3 protein-coding genes are annotated in these 22,399 nt (G+C 63.5%); all 3 read right to left on the reverse strand.

Annotated features, from left to right (window positions below):
- Positions 1-10 precede the first annotated feature (10 nt).
- Genes AC1RR7_RS15135 through AC1RR7_RS15145 form a run of 3 tightly spaced genes read right to left on the reverse strand, consistent with a single transcriptional unit; the run spans position 11 to position 22,223 of the window.
- Positions 11-9,109: a hybrid non-ribosomal peptide synthetase/type I polyketide synthase gene (locus AC1RR7_RS15135; protein WP_493157892.1), complete on the reverse strand. Its 9,099-nt coding sequence runs from the start codon at positions 9,107-9,109 to the stop codon at positions 11-13.
- Positions 9,106-13,218: a non-ribosomal peptide synthetase gene (locus AC1RR7_RS15140; RefSeq protein WP_493157893.1), complete on the reverse strand. Its 4,113-nt coding sequence runs from the start codon at positions 13,216-13,218 to the stop codon at positions 9,106-9,108. Before AC1RR7_RS15140 ends, AC1RR7_RS15135 begins: the two co-directional genes overlap by 4 nt.
- Entirely contained in the window at positions 13,215-22,223 is a 9,009-nt protein-coding gene (locus AC1RR7_RS15145) for a non-ribosomal peptide synthetase (protein WP_493157894.1), read from the reverse strand. The genes AC1RR7_RS15140 and AC1RR7_RS15145 overlap by 4 nt, the downstream gene beginning before the upstream one ends.
- Positions 22,224-22,399 lie beyond the last annotated feature (176 nt).

The following is a 22,399-nucleotide window of genomic DNA, read 5'->3' on the forward strand; positions in this document are numbered from 1 at the left end:
ATCGGCTCATTCATATCGACGGCCCCTCCGTGCCAATCACCTCGGCCAGCATCCGCGCCCAGCGACCCGCCACGATGCCGTAGTGATCGGTGTCCAGCCGTTGCCAACTGCGCAATTGCGGCAGCAATGCCTGCCAGTTGCGTTGCAGGTCATCCATGCTCCAGGCGTCGCCCAGCCCATAAGGGTTGGCGTGCCCGGCGATGAACATCCGAACCGGTGTGGCGGCCAACGCGGGTGGCTGGAAGTCGACCATGCTGGTCATATTGTTGCGACAGCACACTGTCAGCCGTTGCAGATAAGCCTGACGTTCCTCGGACATCGCCTGCCCTTCAACGTCAGGCCAGCGCTGGGCGAACTCACGCTGGAACACCTGTTCGATGGTCCGCTCGTCGATGCCGGCCAGTTCCGCACCGGCATCCGGCGCGGGTGGATCGATCAGGTACAGCAGCGGTTGCCTGAAGCCGTCAGACTGGGCTTGCTGACACAGCGCCTGCGCCACCCAGGCACCGAACGACCAACCCGCCAGGCGCCAGGCACAGCCGGCCGGGCTGTGGGCCTTGATTGCCTCCAAATACAACCGGGCGCGTTCGACGATGCTGATGTTCGGTAGCGCCGGCAGACGCAACGCAGGGTCCGCAATCACGCACACCCCAAGATCCGCAGGCAGCGCCGAAACCAGTTCCCGGTAGGCCTGAACATCACCGCCCACCGGGTGAATCAGATACAGCCACTCGCGCCCGGCGCCGGCATGCCACTGATCGATCCGCACCGCGCCGCTCCAACTGCCCTGCGTGGCAGTTGGTGCCTCGACCGAGCAGGCTGTCACCAGACCCAACACCTCGCTCAGGCTGACCTTGTGACTGAACTGCGACAGCTGGAACACCTCACCGGTGGCCGCTTGCAGTTCGTCGATCAGGTCCAGCAAGGTCAGCGAATCCGCGCCCAGGTCGTACAGCGAATCATCGTCCTCCAGATTCGTCACGCCGAGCCATTTGCAAAGGCACTCACGCAAGCGCACGGAAAGATCCACGCCTTTCGGCACTGCAACCGCCGCGGCAACGGCGCCGTGGCGAACCGGATAGAAGCGCCGCGCCGTGTCGATGCCGGTGGTGGAAACCAGCAGCTGTGGCAACTGCGCCGCCATCGCCAGATCGAATACCCGACAACCCTCTTCGGCCGACAAGCCGACCGTCAGATGTTCCTGGTGCGCAGCGTCCCCGCCATTGCTGGTCGTGGCCATGCCGATGTCGCGCCAGATGTCCCAGTTGATCCCCAGGCGCAGGCAAGTACTGGCCGAATCCGCCCGGTAATGAGTGAAGCCGTCGAGCACACCACTGGCCGCTGAATAGTCCAGGTGCCCCGCGCCGCCGAACAATGCCGACATCGACGAGCAGTACAGGACAAAACCCGGCGAAAGCTGTTCGATCAGGCTTTCGACCGCCAGCATGCCGCGGGTCTTGGCGGCCATCGCCTCAGCCATCTGCCGGGCATCACGGTGGCGAATCAGACTGCCCGCGCCGACACCTGCCGCATGTATCACCCCGGACAGTTGGCCGTAGCGCCGGGCCAGTTGATCGAGTACCTGCGGCCAACTCGACAGGTCAGCGATGTCCGCCTGAAGGCTGTCGATTCTCGGCGCATAAGTCGCGAGATTTGCAGGCAACTGTCCCTGACGCGAGAGCAACACCACACGCCGCCCTGGCGCTTGCAGCAGGTGTTCACACAGGGTCCGACCGATCCCGCCAGTTCCCCCCAGCACCAGAAACGTGCCGTCTTTCGGCAATAAACTGGAGGTCGTTGCCGGGCTCGGCAATGGATGAGCGATCAATCGTGGCTGCCACAGGTAACCGTCACGCACCGCCATTCGCCGAGGCAACGCGGCCGGATCGACAAGCAACGCCGCCAATTCCCCGGCCTGCGTATCAAGGTGCGGCGACGGCCAGTCCAGCCAGTGGCAACGCACCGGGTATTCCTGCGGCACCACTTCGGTGATCCCGGCCAGTGCCGCCAATTCGGGACGCCGAACCTCGCCGTCCACCGGACACGCCTGCCACGACATCAGCCACAGGCGCAGACGTGTCGTGCGTGCGATTTGCCCCCAGGCCTGCATCAGTGCGCTGACCGTGTCCAGACAGGCCCACTGCGCCAGATCCAGAGATTGCTCGTTGACTGCGCCTGACACCGCCAGCGGCAAGGTGTGCAGCCAGTCGAGTTCTCCGGTTACAGATTCTGTGACCTCGGTGAGCAAACGGCTCAAGGCTTCGGTGTCCAGAGGGTCCAGCTCAAAGCGATCCGCACCGAGTTGCTTGAAGCCATTGCCGGCACGTACCTGAATCACACGTCGATAAACCGCTCGCAGATGTTCCAGCAATGCCGCGCCAGGTGCTTCATGGCTGCAAAGGATCAACGTTTCTCGTTTGGCATCAGATGCCTTCACGCTCAGGCGCTGTACACGAACCCACTGCCGCTGATGAAACCACTGCGCCAGCGGTTGCCGCTCGATGCCTGCCGAAACAGGGGCAACGATTTCGGCAGCGGGTTGAAACCGATAAGTCTGAAGATCGAACGACGCTGGCGGCAAATCCCACGGCGGTGGCGCCGAGCGCTGCGGCCACTGGATAGTTGCGCCTTCGTACCACGCCTCCAGCAATGCCTGCGCTGAATGATCACGGGCGATCATCTGTACACCCGACGCGGTGATTTCCTTGATCGTTGTCGGCAGCAAAGGAATTTCGTCACCCGGCCGGCAGACCATCGCAAAGCGCCAGCGCAGTTGCCGGCGACCTGACTGCAAGTGGCGCAGCAACGCGGTCTGCTGCTCCGGATGCGCTTGCATGTGCTCGCGGATCGCCGCGATATCGCGCAGCAATTCCGCTCGACTGTGGGCCGAGATCATCAGGAGTGGCGAGTTTTCTTCGGTCACTTCCTGCGCCTTGGGTGCGGCGCCGACAATCGCATGGGCGTTGGTGCCACCGATCCCGAAACTGCTGACACCGGCCAGACGCCGCCGCCCTTCTGGCCATGGCTTTGACGCGGTCGGCACGTAGAACGGCGAATGCTCAAGATCGATCTGCGGATTGATCCGGCCGAACCCGAGATTCGGCGGCAGCACGCCATGGAACACCGCGAGGCTTGCGCGAATCAGACCGACCACCCCCGCCGCCGCCCCCAGATGTCCGATCTGGCTCTTCACCGAGGCCAACGCGCATTGACCGGCCGGCGCATCGCCGAAGGCCTTGGTCAACGCCGCGACTTCGATCGGATCGCCCAGCAAGGTGCCGGTACCGTGGGCTTCGATGTAGCCGATGTCGGCACCGGTCAATCCGGCGCGACTCAAGGCGTCGCTGATGACCGCGCTCTGCCCGGCCACCGACGGCGCGGTGTAACTCATCTTGGCCCGGCCATCGTTGTTCAGTGCAGTGCCTTCGAGCAACGCGTAGATCCGGTCGCCATCCGCCCGCGCCCTGGCCAATGGCTTGAGCACCACCACGCCATAACCACTGGCGCCGATGGTCCCGCTGGCGTCGTCGCTGAATGGTCGGCACAGGCCATCGGCGGAAAAGATGTGCTGCGAGCGATGACGGTAACCATCGCTCAGGGTCGGGTCGATCAACACCCCGGCCGCCAGCATCACATCACTGTCGCCCTGGCGCAGCATCGAACTGGCCAGGTGCACGGCGATCAGCGAGCTGCCGCACGCCGCCTGCACGCTCAGGGCCGGGCCGTTGAGGTCCAGGTGATACGCGGCTTTGGTCGCCAGAAAGTCCTTGTCGTGATGCAGCGCCATCTGGAAGCCGTCCGGCAGATCGCCTTCCGCGGTGTCGCGCAGCATCTGCTGGAAGTACGTGGTTTCGCCGCAACTGGCGATCAGGCCGATGCGCGGGCCATCCGCCGACGGAACGATGGCCGCGTGTTGCAGAGCCTGCACACAGCCCATCAGCAGATGCCGCTGTTGCGGGTCCATCAGGCGCGCTTCCTGGCGGCTGATGCCGAAATATTCGGGATCGAAATCGAGCATGCCGGCCAGTTGGCTGCGGGCGCCGATCAGGCCTTCTTCCGCGGCAAAGTGCTCGATGCCCAGCTCGTTACCCTGCACCATCGCCCAGAACTCGGACAGGTTCTGTGCCCCGGCCACATTGACCGACATGCCGATGATCGCCATCGGTTGATGGCTTGCATCGGCTTGTCGTACGCGCTCTACCGCCGCCACTGGCGCGGTCGACAGATGCGCCGCCAGACGCCGTATCGTGACGTGTTCGAACAGGTCGGCCATCGTCACCTTGTGCGGCAGTTCCTGGGTGTAACGCGCATGCAGACGCATCAGGCCGAGGCTGGTGGCGCCGGCCTCGAAGAAGGTTTGCTCCGGTTCGATGTCACGGCCGATGACTGTCTGGAACAGCTCGCTCAGTTGCCGCTCCAGTGCGGTCAATTGAACAACCGGTTGTGGTGTGCTGCGCCGCTCCAAAGCCGCACCTAAATTCGGCAAAGCCTTGCGGTCAATCTTGCCGCTGGGGGTGCGTGGCCAGATGTCGATCCGCCGATATTCATCTATTCGCACATGGGATGGCAGTCGGTGCGCCACCTGACGATCCAGCTGTTGAGACGTCGCGGGCTCGCCATCGAGTTGCAGCCACGCGATCAAGCGTGGTGGATCGGTCTGAACCGCCACCACCGCGTTGACCACGTCCGACACCTGCATCAGCGCCGCTTCGATCTGCCCCAACTCCAGACGATGGCCGCTGAGTTTGATCTGCTGATCGTCGCGTCCGAGATAATGTAAGCAGCCCTGAGCGTCGGCCCATGCCAGATCGCCGGTGCGGTAGAACAAGCAGCCCTCAGCCAACTCGACGAACCGCGCCGCATTCAACGCAGGATCTGCCAGATAACAACGCTCAACCATCGGCCCCGCCACCAGCAGGTACCCACGGCAGCCGTTCGGCACCGGGCGGTCGTGTTCATCGACCAACAGCAACCGGGCATTCCCAACGGCATGGCCAATCGGTGCCCGCAGCGGCCAGTCCCGCGCCACGGCTGGCAAACGCAACGCGCTGACCACGTGGGTTTCGGTCGGGCCATAGTGATTGAACAACGAAGCTTGCGGCATGCCGCCGAACCAATTGCGCAGCGCGTCCGTGCAGAGCAGTTGCTCGCCAGCCGTGATCACCTCACGCAACGCCGACGGATAAATGCCCCGGGCCACGGCGGTTTGTGCCAGATGCTGCAAGGCCACGTAAGGCAGGAACAACCGTTCGATCCGCGCCTCGACCATGTAACCCAGCAACGCCTCGGCATCCTGACGCCAGCGCGGCGTGATCAGGTGATAGCAGCCGCCCCCGCACAGGGTGCTGAAAATCTCCTGGAACGACACATCGAACGACAGCATGGAGAACTGCAAGATCACCGCTTTCGCCGGCAACTGCCCTTCCGTGCGCTGCCATTGCAGCAGGTTGCACAGGGTGCGTTCCGACACTTGCACACCTTTCGGTGTGCCGGTGGAGCCGGAGGTGAACAGCGTGTAAAGCGGTCGTTCACCGGCATGACGTGGACGCTCGAACGATCCGGCATCGGCGTGCAGATCGACCCGGTGCACGGCGAACCGTCCCGCGTTCAGCTCATCCAGCGCCGCTTCGGTCGCGTCGCTGAACAACAGACAATGCGGCTGCGCCTGCTCCAGCACCTGACGCTGGATCGCCACCGGGTAAGCTGGATCAAGCGGCACGGCGGTCAGGTTGAGTTTGGCCAGAGCCAGCAAGGCGACGATGTGCTCCACCGACGCGTCGAGAAACAGCACGACATGCAACGGAGCATTCCCGGTCGGCAACGGATGACGCTCGACCAAGTCAGCAGCCAGAACGTCGGCCAGTCCATTCAGCTCGCCATAGGTGAGGCGGCGCTGACCTTTAACCAACGCAACCGCATCCGGCGTGCAATGCACCTGATGCTCGAACCAGTCCGCAAGGGTGTTGAATGGCAGCTCGCCCTTCGGCCCTTCACTGGCCGGGGCCAGACCGTGTCGATAAGGACCGAGCAGACTGTCGAGCGTGGCCGCCGGGCTTTCCAGCAACAGGTCCAGACCACGGCGGAACAATGCTTTCAGCGTGCTCACCTGTTCTGCATCGAAATAGCTGCACTGATATTCCCACCAGCACTCCAGCTGCGAACCGCTGCCCACCATCAACAAGGTCAGCGGGCACTTGGCGTGCAGTTGTTCGTTGAACTCAAGGGTGGCGCGCAGGTTAGAGTCGGCCAATGCGGCGTAATCGGTGTTTTCCAGCACGAACATGAAATCGAACAGTGCGGTATTCGATGAAAGCCGCAGGTCTTCCACCAGATCTGCCAGCGCCACGTCCTGCAATGCCAGCACCTCACGCACGCTAGCGGTCTGCTGGCGCAACTGCTCGCCCAGGGTCAGTGCGTGGTTTACGGCGGTGGGGATCAGCACGGTGTTGGCAAACATGCCGACGCTGTCTTCAAACTCGGCCAGCGGCCGGTTGGACACCGGGCTGGCGATCCGTGGCCGCTCGCACCCGGTCAAGGCGTACAGGCTCCAGGCGAAGACACTGAACAGCACTTCGAAACGGGTCAGTCGCTGTTGCGTGCAAAAGCGCTCGAGGGCGGCGCTGCGCACGGCGCCCAAGGGTTCTCGATGCAACCGGGCGTCCGGGCTGATTTCGCGCATAGGCATCAGTGCGGGCGACGGTTCTTCCTGCCGACGATGCAACTCGGCCAGTGCGCGACGCTGGTCGCGATAATGCGGATCGATGCTCCACTGGCGCTGCCACTGGCCAAACTCCAGCGTCGTCAGACGTGCTGACGGCTCAGGGCTTTCGCAACCCTGCACAGCGTCGTTGTAGAGCTGCGTCAGGTCGTCGAACAACAGGTTCACCGACCAGCCATCGACGATGATGTGATGCAGGTTCAGCAACAGCCGGCAGCTGCCATCGGCAAACGGCAACAGCCACGCCTGACACAGGTTCGGCGTGGTCAGGTCGAACGGCGTGCCGAACACCAGTTCCGCAAAGGCTTGCCAGTTGTCTTCGGTGAAATGCCCGACGGCGAAGGTTCGGCAGGCCGGGCCTTGCTCCGCGATCACCTGATCCAGGCCATCGGCACCGGGCACGAACGCCGTGCGCAATCCGGGATGGCGCAGCACCAGACGTCCCACGGCCTCGGCCAGCGCTGGTAGATCGATACCTGCCGCCAGATGCAAAATCAGCGGCACGCTGTAAGCGGTCGAGGTTGGCGTACGTTGCTGCAACAGCCACAAGCGGCGCTGTTCGGCGGTGGCCGGCAGGCGTTTGGCGCTACTGATCGGAGGCGCAGGTGGGTAGATCGAATCGTAATTCCGCTCACCCGTCAGTCGTTCGGCCAATGACGAAAAAGGCTCGATGAGCAACGTGTCGATGGTGAGCTCGCGCTGCCAATGGCTACGAATCGCCGAGCGCAAGCGCATGGCCTTGAGCGAATCGCCGCCACTGCCCAGCCAGTCATCCTGTGCGCTCAGGCTCGGTTGACCGAGCAGCGAACGGGCCTGACCCAGCAACCAGTCCAACGCCGGCGAAGCGTTGTCGTTGTCCATCGCCGCCAAAACTGGATGCCACGGATTCAGCGGTTGGCTCAGCAAGCCATCACGATCGATCTTGCCATTGGCCGTCAGCGGCAGGCGCTCCAGCAGGAACAACTGATGCGGCCGCATATACGGCGCCAGTTGCGCTCGCAAGTGGGTTTCGAAGGCGTGATAGTCCAGCTCCCCGCGCGACACGATAAACGCCAGCATCTGATGATCTTCAGCCGCCTGACGCCGAGTGCAGACATACACCTGCGCCACGCCCGGATGCTCCAGCATCCGCTGCTCCACCTCCCCCGGTTCGATCCGGAAGCCGCGAACTTTCACCTGACGGTCGACCCGTCCCAGACACTCGATCAAGCCTTCGGCATTGCACCGCACCAGATCGCCAGTGCGGTAATGGACGTGTGCGCCACCGTCGAGGTCGGGCAATCGGACGAACTGACGGGCCGTTTCTTCAGGGCGATTGCGGTAGCCACGGGCGACGCCGCTGCCACTCAAATACAGTTCGCCCACCTCTCCCGCCGGCACCGGCCGTTGCTGCTCATCCAGCACCCGCACGCCGGTGTCCGGCAGTGGTCGGCCAATGGGCACCGAGTCGCCGGTAAAGTCACGGCTGATCGGCCAGCACAGGGCAAACGTGGTGCATTCGGTGGGGCCATAGACGTTGTGAATCCGGCACTGGCTCTCAGGGTTGGCGCGGTACCACGCACGCACGGCAGCGGCGCTGATCTGCTCGCCGCCAATCAGCACCTGCCGCACGCTGGAAAAACACGACGGCCACTCGGCGATCAAGGTGTTGAACAGCGACACCGTCATGAACAGGTTGTCGACCCGCGTCCGCTCCAGCACCTCGGCCAGCCGGCGTGCATCCAGCACGTCCTCGTCGGCGATCATCACGCAGCAACCGCCGTTAAGCAGCGGTGCCCACAGTTCGAAACTGCAAGCGTCGAACGCCGGGTTGGACAGACAGGCGAAGCGGTCCGTCGGACGAATTTCGATATAGCCGTCGGTGTGCGTCAGGCGCAGCAAGCCGTGCTCGCCGACCTCGACCGCTTTCGGCGTGCCGGTGGTGCCCGAGGTGTAGAACAGGAACATCACCTCGGCAAAGTCTTCAGCCAGCGCTTGCGGCGGGACGTCCGGTTGATCGAGCAAGGCCTCGACGCTGGTTTGCCACAGTGAAGGCGACCACAGCGATTCCTCATCCTGGGTAATCAGGCCGACACACGCCGCATCCGCCAGCATCAACTCCCGGCGTTTGAGCGGACTGGCTCGATCCAGCGGCACGACCACCGCGCCGACCTTCAACGCGCCGATAATCGCCGTCAGCCATTGCCATGAACGCGGCATGCACAACGCCAGCGACTGGCCGGGCTCGACGCCGCGCGCCAGCAACCCTCGGGCGATGCGCTCGCTGGCGCTGGCCAGTTCGGCGTAAGTGAGCGTGACCAATTGATCGGTCACCGCCGGAGCTTGCGGATTACACCGCACTTGCTCGGCGAAACGCGCAAGCAACGTCAGGTCATTGGACGCGTTCATCATTTCGCCTCCTGCGCGTCGAAGCGTTGCAGCTCCCGACGGATGATTTGCGAGACCCGATGGATTTCCGCACTTTCGAGCATGTCCCAGTGCCCGCCGCTGACCAGTTTCGCCAGATAGCCGCTTCCCGCGCGACGCCGCCAGAAGCCGCGCAGTTCATGCAACTGATGGCGGCTGAAATCTTCTCGGGCCTGAATCAGCACCACACGCCGGGCTTGCGGCGCACATTCATAGGCGGCCATGGCCAGACGGTTGTGGTTGTAAATGTGGAAATAGCGCTCGACTTGCGCGTCTTCGATGCCGGGGTACATGCCATTGAAGCGCACCAGTTTGTCGCGGAACTCGGCCATGTCCACGGTGCCGATCTGCTCGCGGAAACCCGGATCGTCGCTGCCCTGGGTATCGAGCAGCACCACGGTCACCTGACGATGCCCCGCCGCCGTCAACAGCCGCGCCATTTCATAGGCCACCAGACCACCGAACGACAATCCGGTGAGGATCAGCGGTTGCGCGGTCAGCGGTTCGATCAGCCGCAGATAGGCCTCGGCCATTGCTTCGACTGTCGGCTCGGTACTCTCCCCCGGATTCAGCCCCGGCGATTGCACGCCGTATACGCCGGCCTCATCCGGCAACACCTTGGCCAGCGACAGGTAACAGAACGCCGTACCGCCCGCTGGGTGAATGCACACCACGTTGCTCTGACCCGAGCCTCGACGGAACTCGATCAGATTGCCCTGCGCAACCGCCGGGTTGGCCCCGACCCGCAGCCAACCGCCCAATGCTTCGATGGTCGGGTAGCTGAGCACCACGCGCACCGGCATTTCAACCGCGAACACCTGGCTGATTTCATGGGCCATCTTGATCGCGGCGATGGAGGTGCCGCCGACATTGAAGAAGTTGTCGCGAATGCCGATCTGCGGCACCAGCAGCAGGCGTTTCCAGATCTGGTACAGCGTCAGCTCGATGTGATCGCGCGGGCTGCTCAGGTTGACCTGACGATTGACCATTTCTTCATCCGCCAACGCAGTCAGTGCGGCACGGTCGACCTTGCCATTGGCGGTCAGCGGCAAGGCGTCGAGCCACAGATAACTGCCGGGGACCACCGCACGAGGAAGCGTCGTCGCCAGATAAGCCTGAACCGCCGCTTCATCCATCGATTCGGAAACAACGCAACAAGCCACCAGTCGCTGATCCTGCGCCGCTTCGCCGACCATCAGCACCACGGCGCTGCGGATGCCGGGAAACGCTTCGAGCCGGGTTTCGATCTCGCCCAGTTCCAGACGCACGCCGCGCAACTTGACCTGGAAGTCGTTGCGACCGAGAAATTCCAGTTGGCCGTCCGGGCGATAGCGCGCCAGATCGCCGCTGCGATAGAGGCGATCGCCCGCCACAAACGGATTGTCGATAAAGCGCTCGGCACTGAGCTGCGTCAGCCCCAGATAACCCCGAGCGACGCCGACGCCGCCAATGTGCAACTGCCCCGTGACACCCACCGGCACCGGCTCATCGCGGTCATCGAGTACGTAAAAACGGTTGTTGGAAATCGGCCGGCCGATCGGCAGTTGCCGGGCCGGCACCTCGGCGCCGGGCTCCAGGGTCCAGACGCTGTTGATCACCGTGGTTTCGGTCGGGCCGTAGACGTTGTGCAACCGAGCATGGGGCAGGCGCTCCTGAAAACGCCGGGCCAGTGCTGGCGGGAGTTCACCGCCGCCGCTGAACACATCGGTCAGCGAAGCACACAGGCTGACTTCTTCGACTTCCAGAAACAGCTGCAACATCGCCGGCACGAACACCAACGCCGTGACCCGCTGCTCTCGCACCTCGCGGGCCAGATAGGCCGGTTCGTAATGTCCGCCGGGCCGTGCAATCACCAGTCGCCCACCGGTTGCCAGCGGCCAGAACGTCTCCCAGGCCGAGGCATCGAAACCGAACGGGATCTTGTGCAGCATCGCCCCCGCTTCGCCGCAGACCTGCAAACACCACAGCAGCAGATTGCTCAGGCCACGGTGAGCGACCATCGCGCCCTTGGGCAAACCGGTGGTGCCCGAGGTGTAGATCACGTAGGCGAGATGATCAGGGGTGACGCCGACATGGCGCGGATCGAGATTGTCGGCAGGCAAGGACGCCCAGCTCGCGGCATCTTTTTCGAGGTCGAGAATCGGCGCTTCCCAGGTCGAACCTTGCAGTGCCTTACGCAATATCCCGTGCGCCGAGCCGAGTGTCAGCAACACCGCCGGTGTGCTGTCGCCGAGCATATGACTCAAGCGCCCCAGCGGATAATCCGGATCCAGCGGCACATAGGCGCCTCCGGCCTTGAGCACCGCCAACAGCGCCACCGGCAACTCGATTGAACGCTCGATGCACACCGCCACGCGCACATCCGGGCCGACACCCAACGTGCGCAAGTGCCGCGCCAGTTGGTTGGCCCGGGCATTGAGCTCGGCGTAGCTCAGGGATTCGCCCTCGAAGACCACCGCGCAGGCCTGAGGGTTACTCGCGGCCTGCGCTTCGACCAGTTGGTGCACGCAGGGCGCCGCTTGCGTCAGTGGCGCGGTGCGATTGAAGTCGACCAGCACCTGCTGACGCTCAGCCTCGTTCATCAACGGCAAGGCGTTGATCGGTTGCTTGGCGTCGGCGGCGATCTGTTCGAGCAGATGACGGTAGTGCCCGCTCAGGCGTTCGATGGTCGCGATGTCATAGAGGTCGGTGTTGTATTCCACCAACAAGTCCAGCCGCCCTTCCCGCTCGACCCATTCAAACGCCAGGTCAAACTTGGCCGTGGCGCTGCTGGTGCTGTACGGCGCCAGTTGCAGGCCGGACATCTGCACGCCGCTGCCGGGGGTGTTCTGCAGTACCAGCATCACCTGGAACAACGGCGAATGACCGGGATCACGCGGCGGGTTGACGGCTTCGACCACACGGTCGAACGGCACGTCCTGGTGGGCGTGAACATCGAGCATCTGGCCACGCACGTCGCGCAGCAATTCGGCGAAGGTCTGCTGCGGATTGAGGCGCTGACGCAGCACCAGCGTGTTGACAAAATGGCCGATCAGCGGCTCGATTTCCGGACGATTGCGGTTGGCGAACGGCGTACCGATGCACAGATCCTGCTGACCGCTGTGGCGCCACAGCAACACCGCCAACGCGCCCAGCAGCACGTTGAACAGCGTGCCCTGTGTTTGCCGGGCCAGCGCCGTGAGTTCGCGCAAGGTGCCGCCATCGACGGAGGAACTGAACGTGGCGCCGACGTAACGCTGCACCAACGGTCGCGGCCGGTCGGCGGGCATGGTCGACAACAGCGGTGCGTCGTCCAGTGTACGACGCCAGTAATCGAGCTGGGCGTCCAGCACGGCACCGCCCACGCGCTGTTGCTGCCAGCAGGCGTAATCGGCGTATTGCACCGGCAACGGCGCAAGAGTCGGTGTATCGCCACGCAGATAATCACCGTACAGCGTGGCGACCTCATGCAGGATCACCCCCATCGACCAACCGTCGGCGATGATGTGATGCACGCTGTACAGCCACAGGTATTCGTCGTCGGCCACGCGCACTAACGACGCGCGCAGCAACGGCCCAGTGGCCAGGTTGAACGGCGCCCGTGCGTCCTGATCGACGGCGATGCGGACCTTTTCTTCACGCTCGCTGACTGACAACTGGCGCAGATCCGTCACCAACAACGACAGCGGCATCGATGGGTGCACCACCTGACGCGGTTCGCCATCCACACTGCAAAACGTCGTACGCAGGACTTCGTGGCGGGCAACCAGTTCGTTCAGCGCCCGCTCCAGCAGCGCCACGTCCAGCCGTCCTTTAAGAGTTACCGCCGTGGGCACGTTGTAGAACGGATTTCCGGGTTCCAGTTGATCGAGAAACCATAGCTGCCGTTGCGAGAACGACAACGGCCAGGACGCGTGTGCAGCGGCTCGGCGGGGAATCACTGCGTCATCACCGCCCCCCAGCAAGGTAATCAGTTCCTGCTTGTGGAGCTTGAGCGCCTGGGTCAGCTCTTCGGTGAGAAACCCGCGAGGCGCCTTGCAACGCAGCCTGTCACCGTCCACCTCGAGTACCACGCCATGGCGAGCGAACAGCGCCAGCAATTGATCGGCATTCATACTTCGAACTCCTCCATGTCTTCGTCGTCCAGGCTTTCGGTCACAGGTTCGATGGCAAATGCCTCGACCGGCGCGCGGTGCTGCTCATCGGCCGTGCGCAGGCCGCCGATCATCGAGTAGATCAATTCATGACTTGGCCCGAGGTCGAACAGCGCCGTCAGTTGCTGCTCCTCGACCGAGCCTATTCCGCAAAGACCCAGGCCATGCTCGACGGCGGTCATGCTCAGCAGTTGCGCCATCGCACCGCTTTCGATGTGGCAGAAGTCGCGGCTGCGCTCGCCATACAGCGGACGAATCGCCGCCATGTCGGCGATGAAAAACAGCGAGAACGCGGCGTTCTCGTACACCGGGCGATTGACGAAGTAGTCGTAGGTGTCCGGGTCGAGCAATCCGCTCTGGAGCGCCAGCAAGCGATGCTGGCGAGGATCGTAGTAATACGCGCCACCGGGCACGCCGAGCACGCGATCCGGTTTGACGTAGAGGTAGGCCTGAATCGGGTACAACCCGCCCGCCGACGGGAACTGGTATTTCACCTCACCGTCGAGCTGCCCCTGCGCCAGTGCCGCCAACAAATGCGCGAACGCTTGAGTCGCAATCGGCTGCGCGCCGAACAGGCGCACCGAGCGGTAATCGCTCAAACGCCGGGCGAAGGCCGGGTCTTGCGGCAAGTCCAATGCCACCTCCGGCAAGGTTTGAGCGAAGTCACGGCGACCGCGTTGCTCGGCTTTGAACTGCGCCCGCTGTTGTGGATCTTCGATGATGTCCTGCACGGGCTCCGGGGCCTGCTGAACGTTGCCGAGCAGATCCTGCCGCGCCCGGTTCTGGCGGTACATGCCAAGCAGATGCAGCAACGTCGGCTGGGCCAGCAGTTGCGCCACGTGCGGGCGGAACTGCAGGGCGCCGGACAAGGCGTTGCTGATCCTGACGATATCGATCGAGGTCGCGCCGAGGTTCAGCAGGTTGGCATTGGCGGCAATGGATTCGCGCTTGAGCACGCCTTGCACAATTTCCACCAACCGCTGTTCCTGCGGGCCCTCGACTTCCAGCGCCGGCCCTTGTTCCTCGATTTGCTCAGGTTCCGGCAGACGCTTCTTGTCGACCTTGCCGTTGGACGACAACGGCCAGGCTTCGACGAAGGTGAACGACGTCGGAATCATGTACGCCGGCAGCTTGTCCGTCAGGTAGTCGGTGAAGTCACTGGCCTGCAACGCCGGGTCGGCCTTGAGCACATAACCCGCCAGACGTTTCTCGCCCAGCGTGCTGCCAAGAATCCGCACCACCGCGCTCTGCACGCCGGGATGGCGATTGAGCGCGGCTTCGATCTCGCCCAGCTCGATGCGATAGCCCTGGACCTTGACCTGATTGTCTTCGCGACCGAGGAATTCAATGTTGCCGTCCGGTAGCAAGCGCCCCAGGTCGCCGGTGCGATACAGCCGTTCGCCGGTAAGTGGATGCTCGAAGAAGCTGCCGGCGCTGAGCTTTTCATCGCGCCAGTAACCCTTGGCCAGACCGATACCGCCAATGTACAGCTGTCCCGCGACCCAGGTCGGGCGGACTTGCAATGCTTCATCCAGCACGTAGAAGCGCTGGTGATCGAGAGCCTTGCCGTAGGGAATGCTGCGCCACGCCGGGTCGACGTGTTGCACCGGATAGCAGATCGACCAGATCGACGCTTCGGTGGCGCCGCCCAGGCTGATCAGTTGCAAATCCGACTGCAAGGTCCAAGCCCGCTCGGGCAAGGTCAGGGGAATCCAGTCACCGGACAGCATCGCCACCCGCAAGCTGGCAGGCAACGCGCCGCCCTCGCCCTCCACGTACTCGACCAGCATGCCGAGCAGTGCCGGCACCGAGTTCCACAGGCTGACCTGATGACGCTTGATCAATTCGAGCCAGTGCGCCGGATCAAGGGTCAGTTGCGGGTCGAGGATGACCACTGCCGCGCCCACGGCCAGCGTGCCGAAGAAGTCATAGACCGACAGATCGAAGCTCAGCGAGGAGATCGCCAGCACGCGATCATTCGGGCCAACGGCAAAACGCCGGTTGATGTCGAGCAAGGTGTTGACCGCACCGCGATGGTCGATCACCACGCCTTTCGGCTGACCGGTGGAGCCCGAGGTGTAGATCACGTAAGCGAGGTCGCTTTCGTTCACCTGCACCGGTTGCAGTGGCAATGCGTCGTTTGAGACTGCATCGGTCACCGCAATGGTCGTGACTTGCGCCGGCCATTCGATTTTGTCGAGCAGCGCCGGTTGGGTCAGGGCCAGACTCGCCTCGGCCCTTTCCAGAATATGCCGCAGCCGCTCTGCTGGCTGACTCGGTTCGATGGGCAGGTAAGCGCCGCCGGCATACAGAATCGCCAGGGTCGCCACCACTTGTTCCCAGCCGCGCTCCATCACCACCGCGACCAACCGGTTCGGCAGCACGCCCTGCGCTTGCAGGCGGGCGCCGAGTTGCCGGGCCTCGTTGCGCAGTTGAGCGTAGGTCAGCTGTCGCGCACCGATCACCGCCAGTGCATCCGGTGTGGCGAGGGCCTGACGTTCGAACAGTTCGTGCATCAATGGCAGCGTTTGCTGAATGTCGACCGGTGCCGGCAACCGTACCTGCGGCAACAGCTGTGGCGTGTTTGCGCCCCATGCCGCCGGCTCGCACAGACTGTCGAGCAGCGCGTTGTAAGCGACAAACATCTGCTCGATCATCCCTTCCGGGAACAGTTCGTCGATGCTGTCCCAGTTGAACAACAGGCGTCCTTCCAGCTCCAGCAACGTGTGGTCGAGCCACACCTGCGGGGTCTGGGTGATGCTGTGCATGTGTTTGGCATTCAGCGCGTCGGCCAGGTTGAATTCGGCCAGCTCCGGCGCTGCTTCCGACAGCGTGCTGTTGAACACGATCGGCATCGCCGTCTGCTGTACGCCCCGGGCCTGGGACAATTCGCGCAGCACACGCACACCGCTGACCACCGAATGATCGATGTCGCACCACAGCTGCGCCTGCACGGCGCGGGCCTTGTCGGTAAAGGTTTGTGTCCCGTCGATGCCGACTTCCAGCAGCACCAGCGAGGTGAAGTCGCCGATGATTTCGTCGACATCCGGGTGCAACGGCATACGGTTGAACAGTGGCAGGCTCAGGGTGAAACGCGGGGTGCGACTCCAAAGCGCGAGCACTTCGCTGAAGGCGGTCAGCAGCATCACTGACGGCGTCACCGCAAACTGTTTGGCCACGGCTTTGAGCCGACTCCACTGCGCGGCCGACATGTCGCGGTCGCGGCGGGTGAAGTGCGGGTTGGCAATGCTTTCGGGTTGGCGCACCAGCGGCAGGTCTGGCGCCGGGGCCAGAGTAGTCACCCGCTCGCGCCAGTAGCCCAGCGCCTGCTCGTAGCGGCGGCCGTTGCGCAGTTGCTGTTCGGCCAGTACGTAGTCGCGGAAAGTCAGGCCCGGTTCCGCCAGTTCCAACGTCGGTTCGACGTAGAACGCCATCAGTTCGCGCGCCAGAATCTGCGTGCTCGCGGCATCGACAATCAACGCGTCGAGGCTGATGTGCAAATGAGTGATGCCGTCGTCGAGCAGCGACAGGCTGAACTCGAACAGCGGCCAGCGACTGGCATCCAGCACCTGATGGGACTGGCGTTCGCGGGTTGCTTCAAGGGTGCGTTGCGCCACTTCGGCGGGTAAACCGCGCAGGTCGCTGCGAGGCATGCGATAGGTCGGCACCTGCGCCAGCACCTGTTGCGTGCCGTCGCTGAGGAAGATCACACGCAGCATGTCGTGGCGCAGGATCATGCGATTCAGTGCTTGTTCGAAACGCTCGACGTCGAACTCGGGAATGCGCAGTTCTTCGTAGCCGTGGGCGCTGACGCCGCCGAGGCTGACCGTGGCCTCGCGGCCGAACCAGTAGGCTTGCTGGATATCGGTCAGAGGGAATGGTTCATGTCGATTGCCGCGATCCGGCTCGATCTGGATAAACGCGGGTTCAATGCTCTGGTCATCACGCGAGACCTGCGCCGCCAGATCCATCAACACCGGCGTCTGAAACAGTCTGCTCAGGGACAACTGCGCGCCCATGCGCTGGTTGATCGCGTAGATCATCCGCGTCGCCAGCAGCGAATGGCCGCCGAGGTCGAAGAAGTTGTCGTGGATGCCGACCCGCTCGCACTTGAGCACTTCAGCCCAGATCTCGGCCATTTGCCGTTCAATGTCGTTGCGCGGCGCCTCGTAGGTCGCTCCGGCACTGCGCTCCGGTGCCGGCAGCGCCTGTCGGTCGAGCTTGCCGTTGCGGGTCAGCGGCAATTGCGAAAGCCGGACCCAGGCACTCGGGATCATGTGTTCGGGCAGTTGGCCTTGCAGTTCGGCACGCAAGAATTCACTGGTCGCGGAGCCGACCACATAGGCCACCAGACGCTTGTCCCCGGCCACGTCTTCGCGCAACAGCACGGCGGCTTCCTGCACGCCGGGTTGCTGGTGCAACAGGCTGTCGATCTCGCCGAGCTCGATGCGGAAGCCGCGCAGTTTCACCTGTTGGTCGATGCGTCCCAGGTACTGCACGTTGCCGTCGGCCTGGAATTTCGCGAGGTCGCCGCTGCGGTACATCCGCGCGCCCGGTTCGTCAGTGAACGGGTCCGGCAGGAAGCGTTCGGCGGTCAGGTCCGGGCGATTGAGGTAGCCCCGAGCAAGGCAGGCGCCAGCGATGTACAACTCGCCCGCCACGCCGACCGGCACCGGATTCAAGTGTTCGTCCAGCACGTACAGCCGCGCGTTGGCGATGGGACGGCCAATGGGCGGCGCGTCCGGCCAGGATTCAACCTCGTTGCAGTCGAGACTGAACTGGCTGACCACATGGGTTTCGGTCGGCCCGTACTGGTTGTGCAACTGCGCGCCGCCCAGTCCACGGACAAAACCGCGTAGCTCGTCATTGATTTGCAGGGCTTCACCGGCGGTGATGATCTCGCAGCCGCCGGCCGGCATCGGTGCATCGGCCTCGGTCAGGCCGGCAAGTTGCTGCAACACGGCGAATGGCAGGAACGCCCGCTGCACGCCTTCGGCCACCAGGGTCGGGCGCAACGCGGCAAGGTCCTTGCGGCTGTCTTCGGTCATCAGCAACAGGCTGCCGCCCTGGCAGAGCGTGCTGCAGATTTCCTGGAAAGAGACGTCGAAGTTCAGCGAGGCGAATTGCAGCACGCGCTGCGGTGCCACAGCTTGATCGAGTTGCCAGGCGATCAGGTTATCCAGCGCGCGACGGTTGTGGGCCACACCTTTCGGGCGCCCGGTGGAGCCGGAGGTGTAGAGCACGTAGCCCAGGTGTTCCGGGTTCACATTGACCTGCGGATCATCAGTTGGGTGTTGTGCCCATTGCAATCCGTCAGTGTCCAGGCAGCAGATCTTCGTCTCGTTGGCCGGCAGCCCGGCCATCAGGCTCGATTGCGTCAACAGCAAGGTCGGCGCGGCGTCGCTGAACATGAACGCCAGACGCTCGCTCGGGTAGGCCGGGTCGAATGGCACGTACGCCGCGCCGGCCTTGAGGATCGCCAACAGGCCGATGACCATTTGCGGCGAGCGTTCCAGACACAAACCGACGCAATGCTCGGGGCCGACACCTTGTTCGATCAGGTAATGCGCAAGTTGGTTGGCCGCCCGATTCAACTCGCGGTAGCTCAGTTGCTCGCGCTCGGCGAGCAGCGCCACGGCTTCGGGACGTTGCCGGGCCTGGGTCTCGAATCGCGCCACGCAATCGGGCAGTGACGACGTATCGCGTGCAGTGCGGTTCCAGTCATGAACAATCTGCTGGAGTTGCTCGGCGCTCAACAGCTTGATCCTCGCCAGCGACTGCTCGCTGTCCTCGACCATCTGCGTCAGTACCCGGCGCAGGTACTCGCCAAACTGCTCGACAGTGCCGCGTTCAAACAGGCCAGAGGCGTATTCCAGACCGCCGACAATCTGTCCGTCTCGCTCATGGAGCGCCAGTTGCAGATCGAACTTGGCCACGTGATGACTGCTCTCGACCGGCGTGACTTCAAGCCCGGTCAGCAGCAGATCGGAATCCTGATCCTGCTCCCAGGCAAACAGCACCTGGAACAGCGGACTGTGGGCCAGACTGCGCGGCGGATTGAGCAACTCCACCACTTGCTCGAACGGCAAATCCTGATGCTCCTGAGCGCCCAGCGCGACCCGCCGCGCCTGTTGCAGCCATTGCGCCACCGATGGTGTGCCAGACCGGGTCATGCGCAGGGCCAGGGTGTTGACGAAGAAGCCGATCACCCCCTCCAACTCCTGTTGCGGACGGTTGGCCGACGGCACGCCGATCACCACATCGCTCTGCCCCGACAGGCGCGACAGCAGCAGCGAAAAACCGGCCAGCAAGTTCATGAACAGCGTGGTGCCTTGCTGCATGCCCAGGGCTTTCAGGCGTGCGGTCAACGCTTCGTCGAAGACCAGCGGCACAAAACCACCAAGATAATCCTGCACGGGCGGACGCTTGTGATCCGCCGGCAACTCCAGCAACACCGGCGCGCCGGTCAGGGTTTCGCGCCAATAGCGGTTTTGCTGTTCCAGCACTTCGCCGGTCAACCATTGCTTCTGCCACACCGCGTAATCCACGTACTGCACGGGCAATGTCGGCAGCGGATCGTCGCGATCCTGCAACGCCGCTTCGTACAGTTGCCCCAGTTCCCGGGTGAGCACACCCATCGACCAGCCATCGGAGATGATGTGGTGCTGGGTCAGCAGCAACACATGGTCATCCGCTGCCAGTCGAACCAGGCTTACGCGCATCAGCGGTCCGCGGCTCAGGTCGAATGGTCTGGCGCCCTCCTCGTCGATCAACCGGGTGAGACGCTCCTGAGCATCGGGACCTTGCAGATCGGTTACGGTCAGTCGAATGCTGTGCGCGGGCGGTGAAACCTGCTGCCGCCCTTCCCCTTCAACGGCGATGAAGGTGGTGCGCAGCGCGTCATGGCGTGCCACCAGTTGATTGAAGCTGCGTTCGAGTGCCGCCACGTCCAGTGAACCACGCAAACGCAGGTTCAGCGGCATGTGATACGCCGCGTTGCCACCCTCCATTTGTGCCAGAAACCACAGGCGCTGCTGAGCAGACGACAACGTTTGCGCGCCCGACCGTGAAAGGGCCGCAATGGCTGGACGAGCCGCAGCCTGACTGGCTTGCAGCCGTTCGGCGAACGCTGCCAGCACGGGTGCGGCAAACAACGTCGAAGGCGCGACTTCCAGCCCCAGCGTATGACGAATCTGCGCCAGCACGCGCATCACCAGCAGCGAGTGACCGCCGAGGGCAAAGAACTGATCTTCACGCCCCACTCGCTCAACGCCGAGCACCTCGGCCCAGATCGCAGCGAGCGCTGTTTCCAAAGAGCCTTGTGGCGCCTGGTATTTCTGTTGATCGAATGCCTCGACGTCTGGCGCAGGCAAACCGGGGCGATCAACCTTGCCGTTGGCGGTCAGCGGCAGCGCATGCAGGCGCACGTATGCCGTCGGCACCATGTAATCCGGCAGGCTGATTTGCAGCTGTTCACGCAGGGAGCGCGGGCTCAGCGTTGTGCCCGGTTTTTCGCAGTAATAAGCGACCAGTCGAGGTTCACCGAGGCCGTCCTGACGCAGCAGCACCACGCTTTCACGCACGCCCGCAATGTCCGCCAGCCGGGTTTCGATTTCTCCCAGCTCCAGGCGCAGGCCGCGCAACTTGGCCTGGGAGTCGTTGCGGCCGAGGAACTCCAGTTGGCCGTCCGTGCGGTAACGCGCCAGATCCCCGGTTCGGTACAGGCGTTCGCCCGCCACGAACGGGTTGTCGATGAAACGCTCGGCAGTGAGTTGCGGCAGGTTCAGATAACCCCGCGCCACGCCGACGCCACCGATGTGCAACTCGCCCGCGACACCCTCGGTAACGGGCAAGCCTTGTTCGTCGAGCAGGTAAATCCGGGTATTGGGCAGTGCCCGGCCGATGGGCAGCACAGTGTCGACCTGACTGGCGTCGGTGAACTCGAAACAGGTGCTGTCGATGCTCGCTTCGGTCACGCCATAGGCCTGGACGATCTGCACCCGCTCACCGCACAGCCTGCGCAATTGCCGGGCGCTGTGGGCAGTCCAGATGTCGGAGCCGCAGACCACGGTGCGCAGGAATGACAAGTCCTGGCCGGTCTCTTCGACCCACGCCAGCAGCGGATTGAGCAGCGCCGGCACGAAGTCGGCAAAACCGATCTGCGCTTCCCGCATCAGGCGATACAGGGCCGGCGGGTCCATCAGGGTGTCCCGAGGGCACAGCACCAGTGTGCCGCCAAACCCCAGCGCACGAATCAGGTCGGCGCTGAACACGTCGAAGGAAAAACCGGCCATTTGCAGGTGATTGACCGGCTCGCCCAAGGCATAAAGTTGCGCCCAGGCAGCGCTCACGGCGATCAGCCCGCGATGCTCGACCATCACGCCTTTCGGGGTTCCGGTCGACCCCGAGGTGTAGATCACGTAGGCCAAGTGCCGGGGTGTCAGGCCTGTCGCGTAGGGATCGGGATTGTCAGGTGACTGTGAAGCCCAATGTGTTGAATCGCCCAGGTCGAGCACCGTCGGTGCAGTGGCCGATTGTTCAAGCGCGGCCAACAAGACATGCCGCGCCTGGCTCTGGGTCAGCACCACCGGCGGCGCGCTGTCGGCCAGCATGTGCGCCAGCCGCGCCGTCGGATACGCCGGATCCAGCGGCACATAGGCGCCACCGGCCTTGAGCACCGCGAGCACGCCCACCAGCATCTCCAGCGAGCGCTCAAGACAAAGCCCGACCCGCACATCCGGCCCGACTCCGAGGCTGCACAGGTGATGGGCCAGGCGATTGGCGCGGGTGTTGAGATCGCGGTAACTGAGCGCCTCTTCCTGCCAGCGTACGGCAATGGCCTCGGGGTTGCGCAGCACCTGCGCTTCAAACAGACCGTGCACGCACAGATCAGTGTCGAACGGAATCGAGGATGAAACGTCGGGCTGCGCGGGATTCGTCCCACGCAAGGAAGTGTTGTCGAGCATCGGAAGCTACCGTCCATGACTGCATTATTTTTGTGATCAGGCAGAGACAGCACGCGCCCCGCCAGTCAGGCCCCGGCAGCAAGTACCGGTTCGGTCATTCGAATTCAGGAAGATGGCGCGGCGCGCGCGTGCAGACTCGCGTCACACGCAGGCACACACAGGAAACCGGGGGGAGA

The organism is Pseudomonas sp. GW821-FHT11G12 (genome assembly GCF_058808055.1).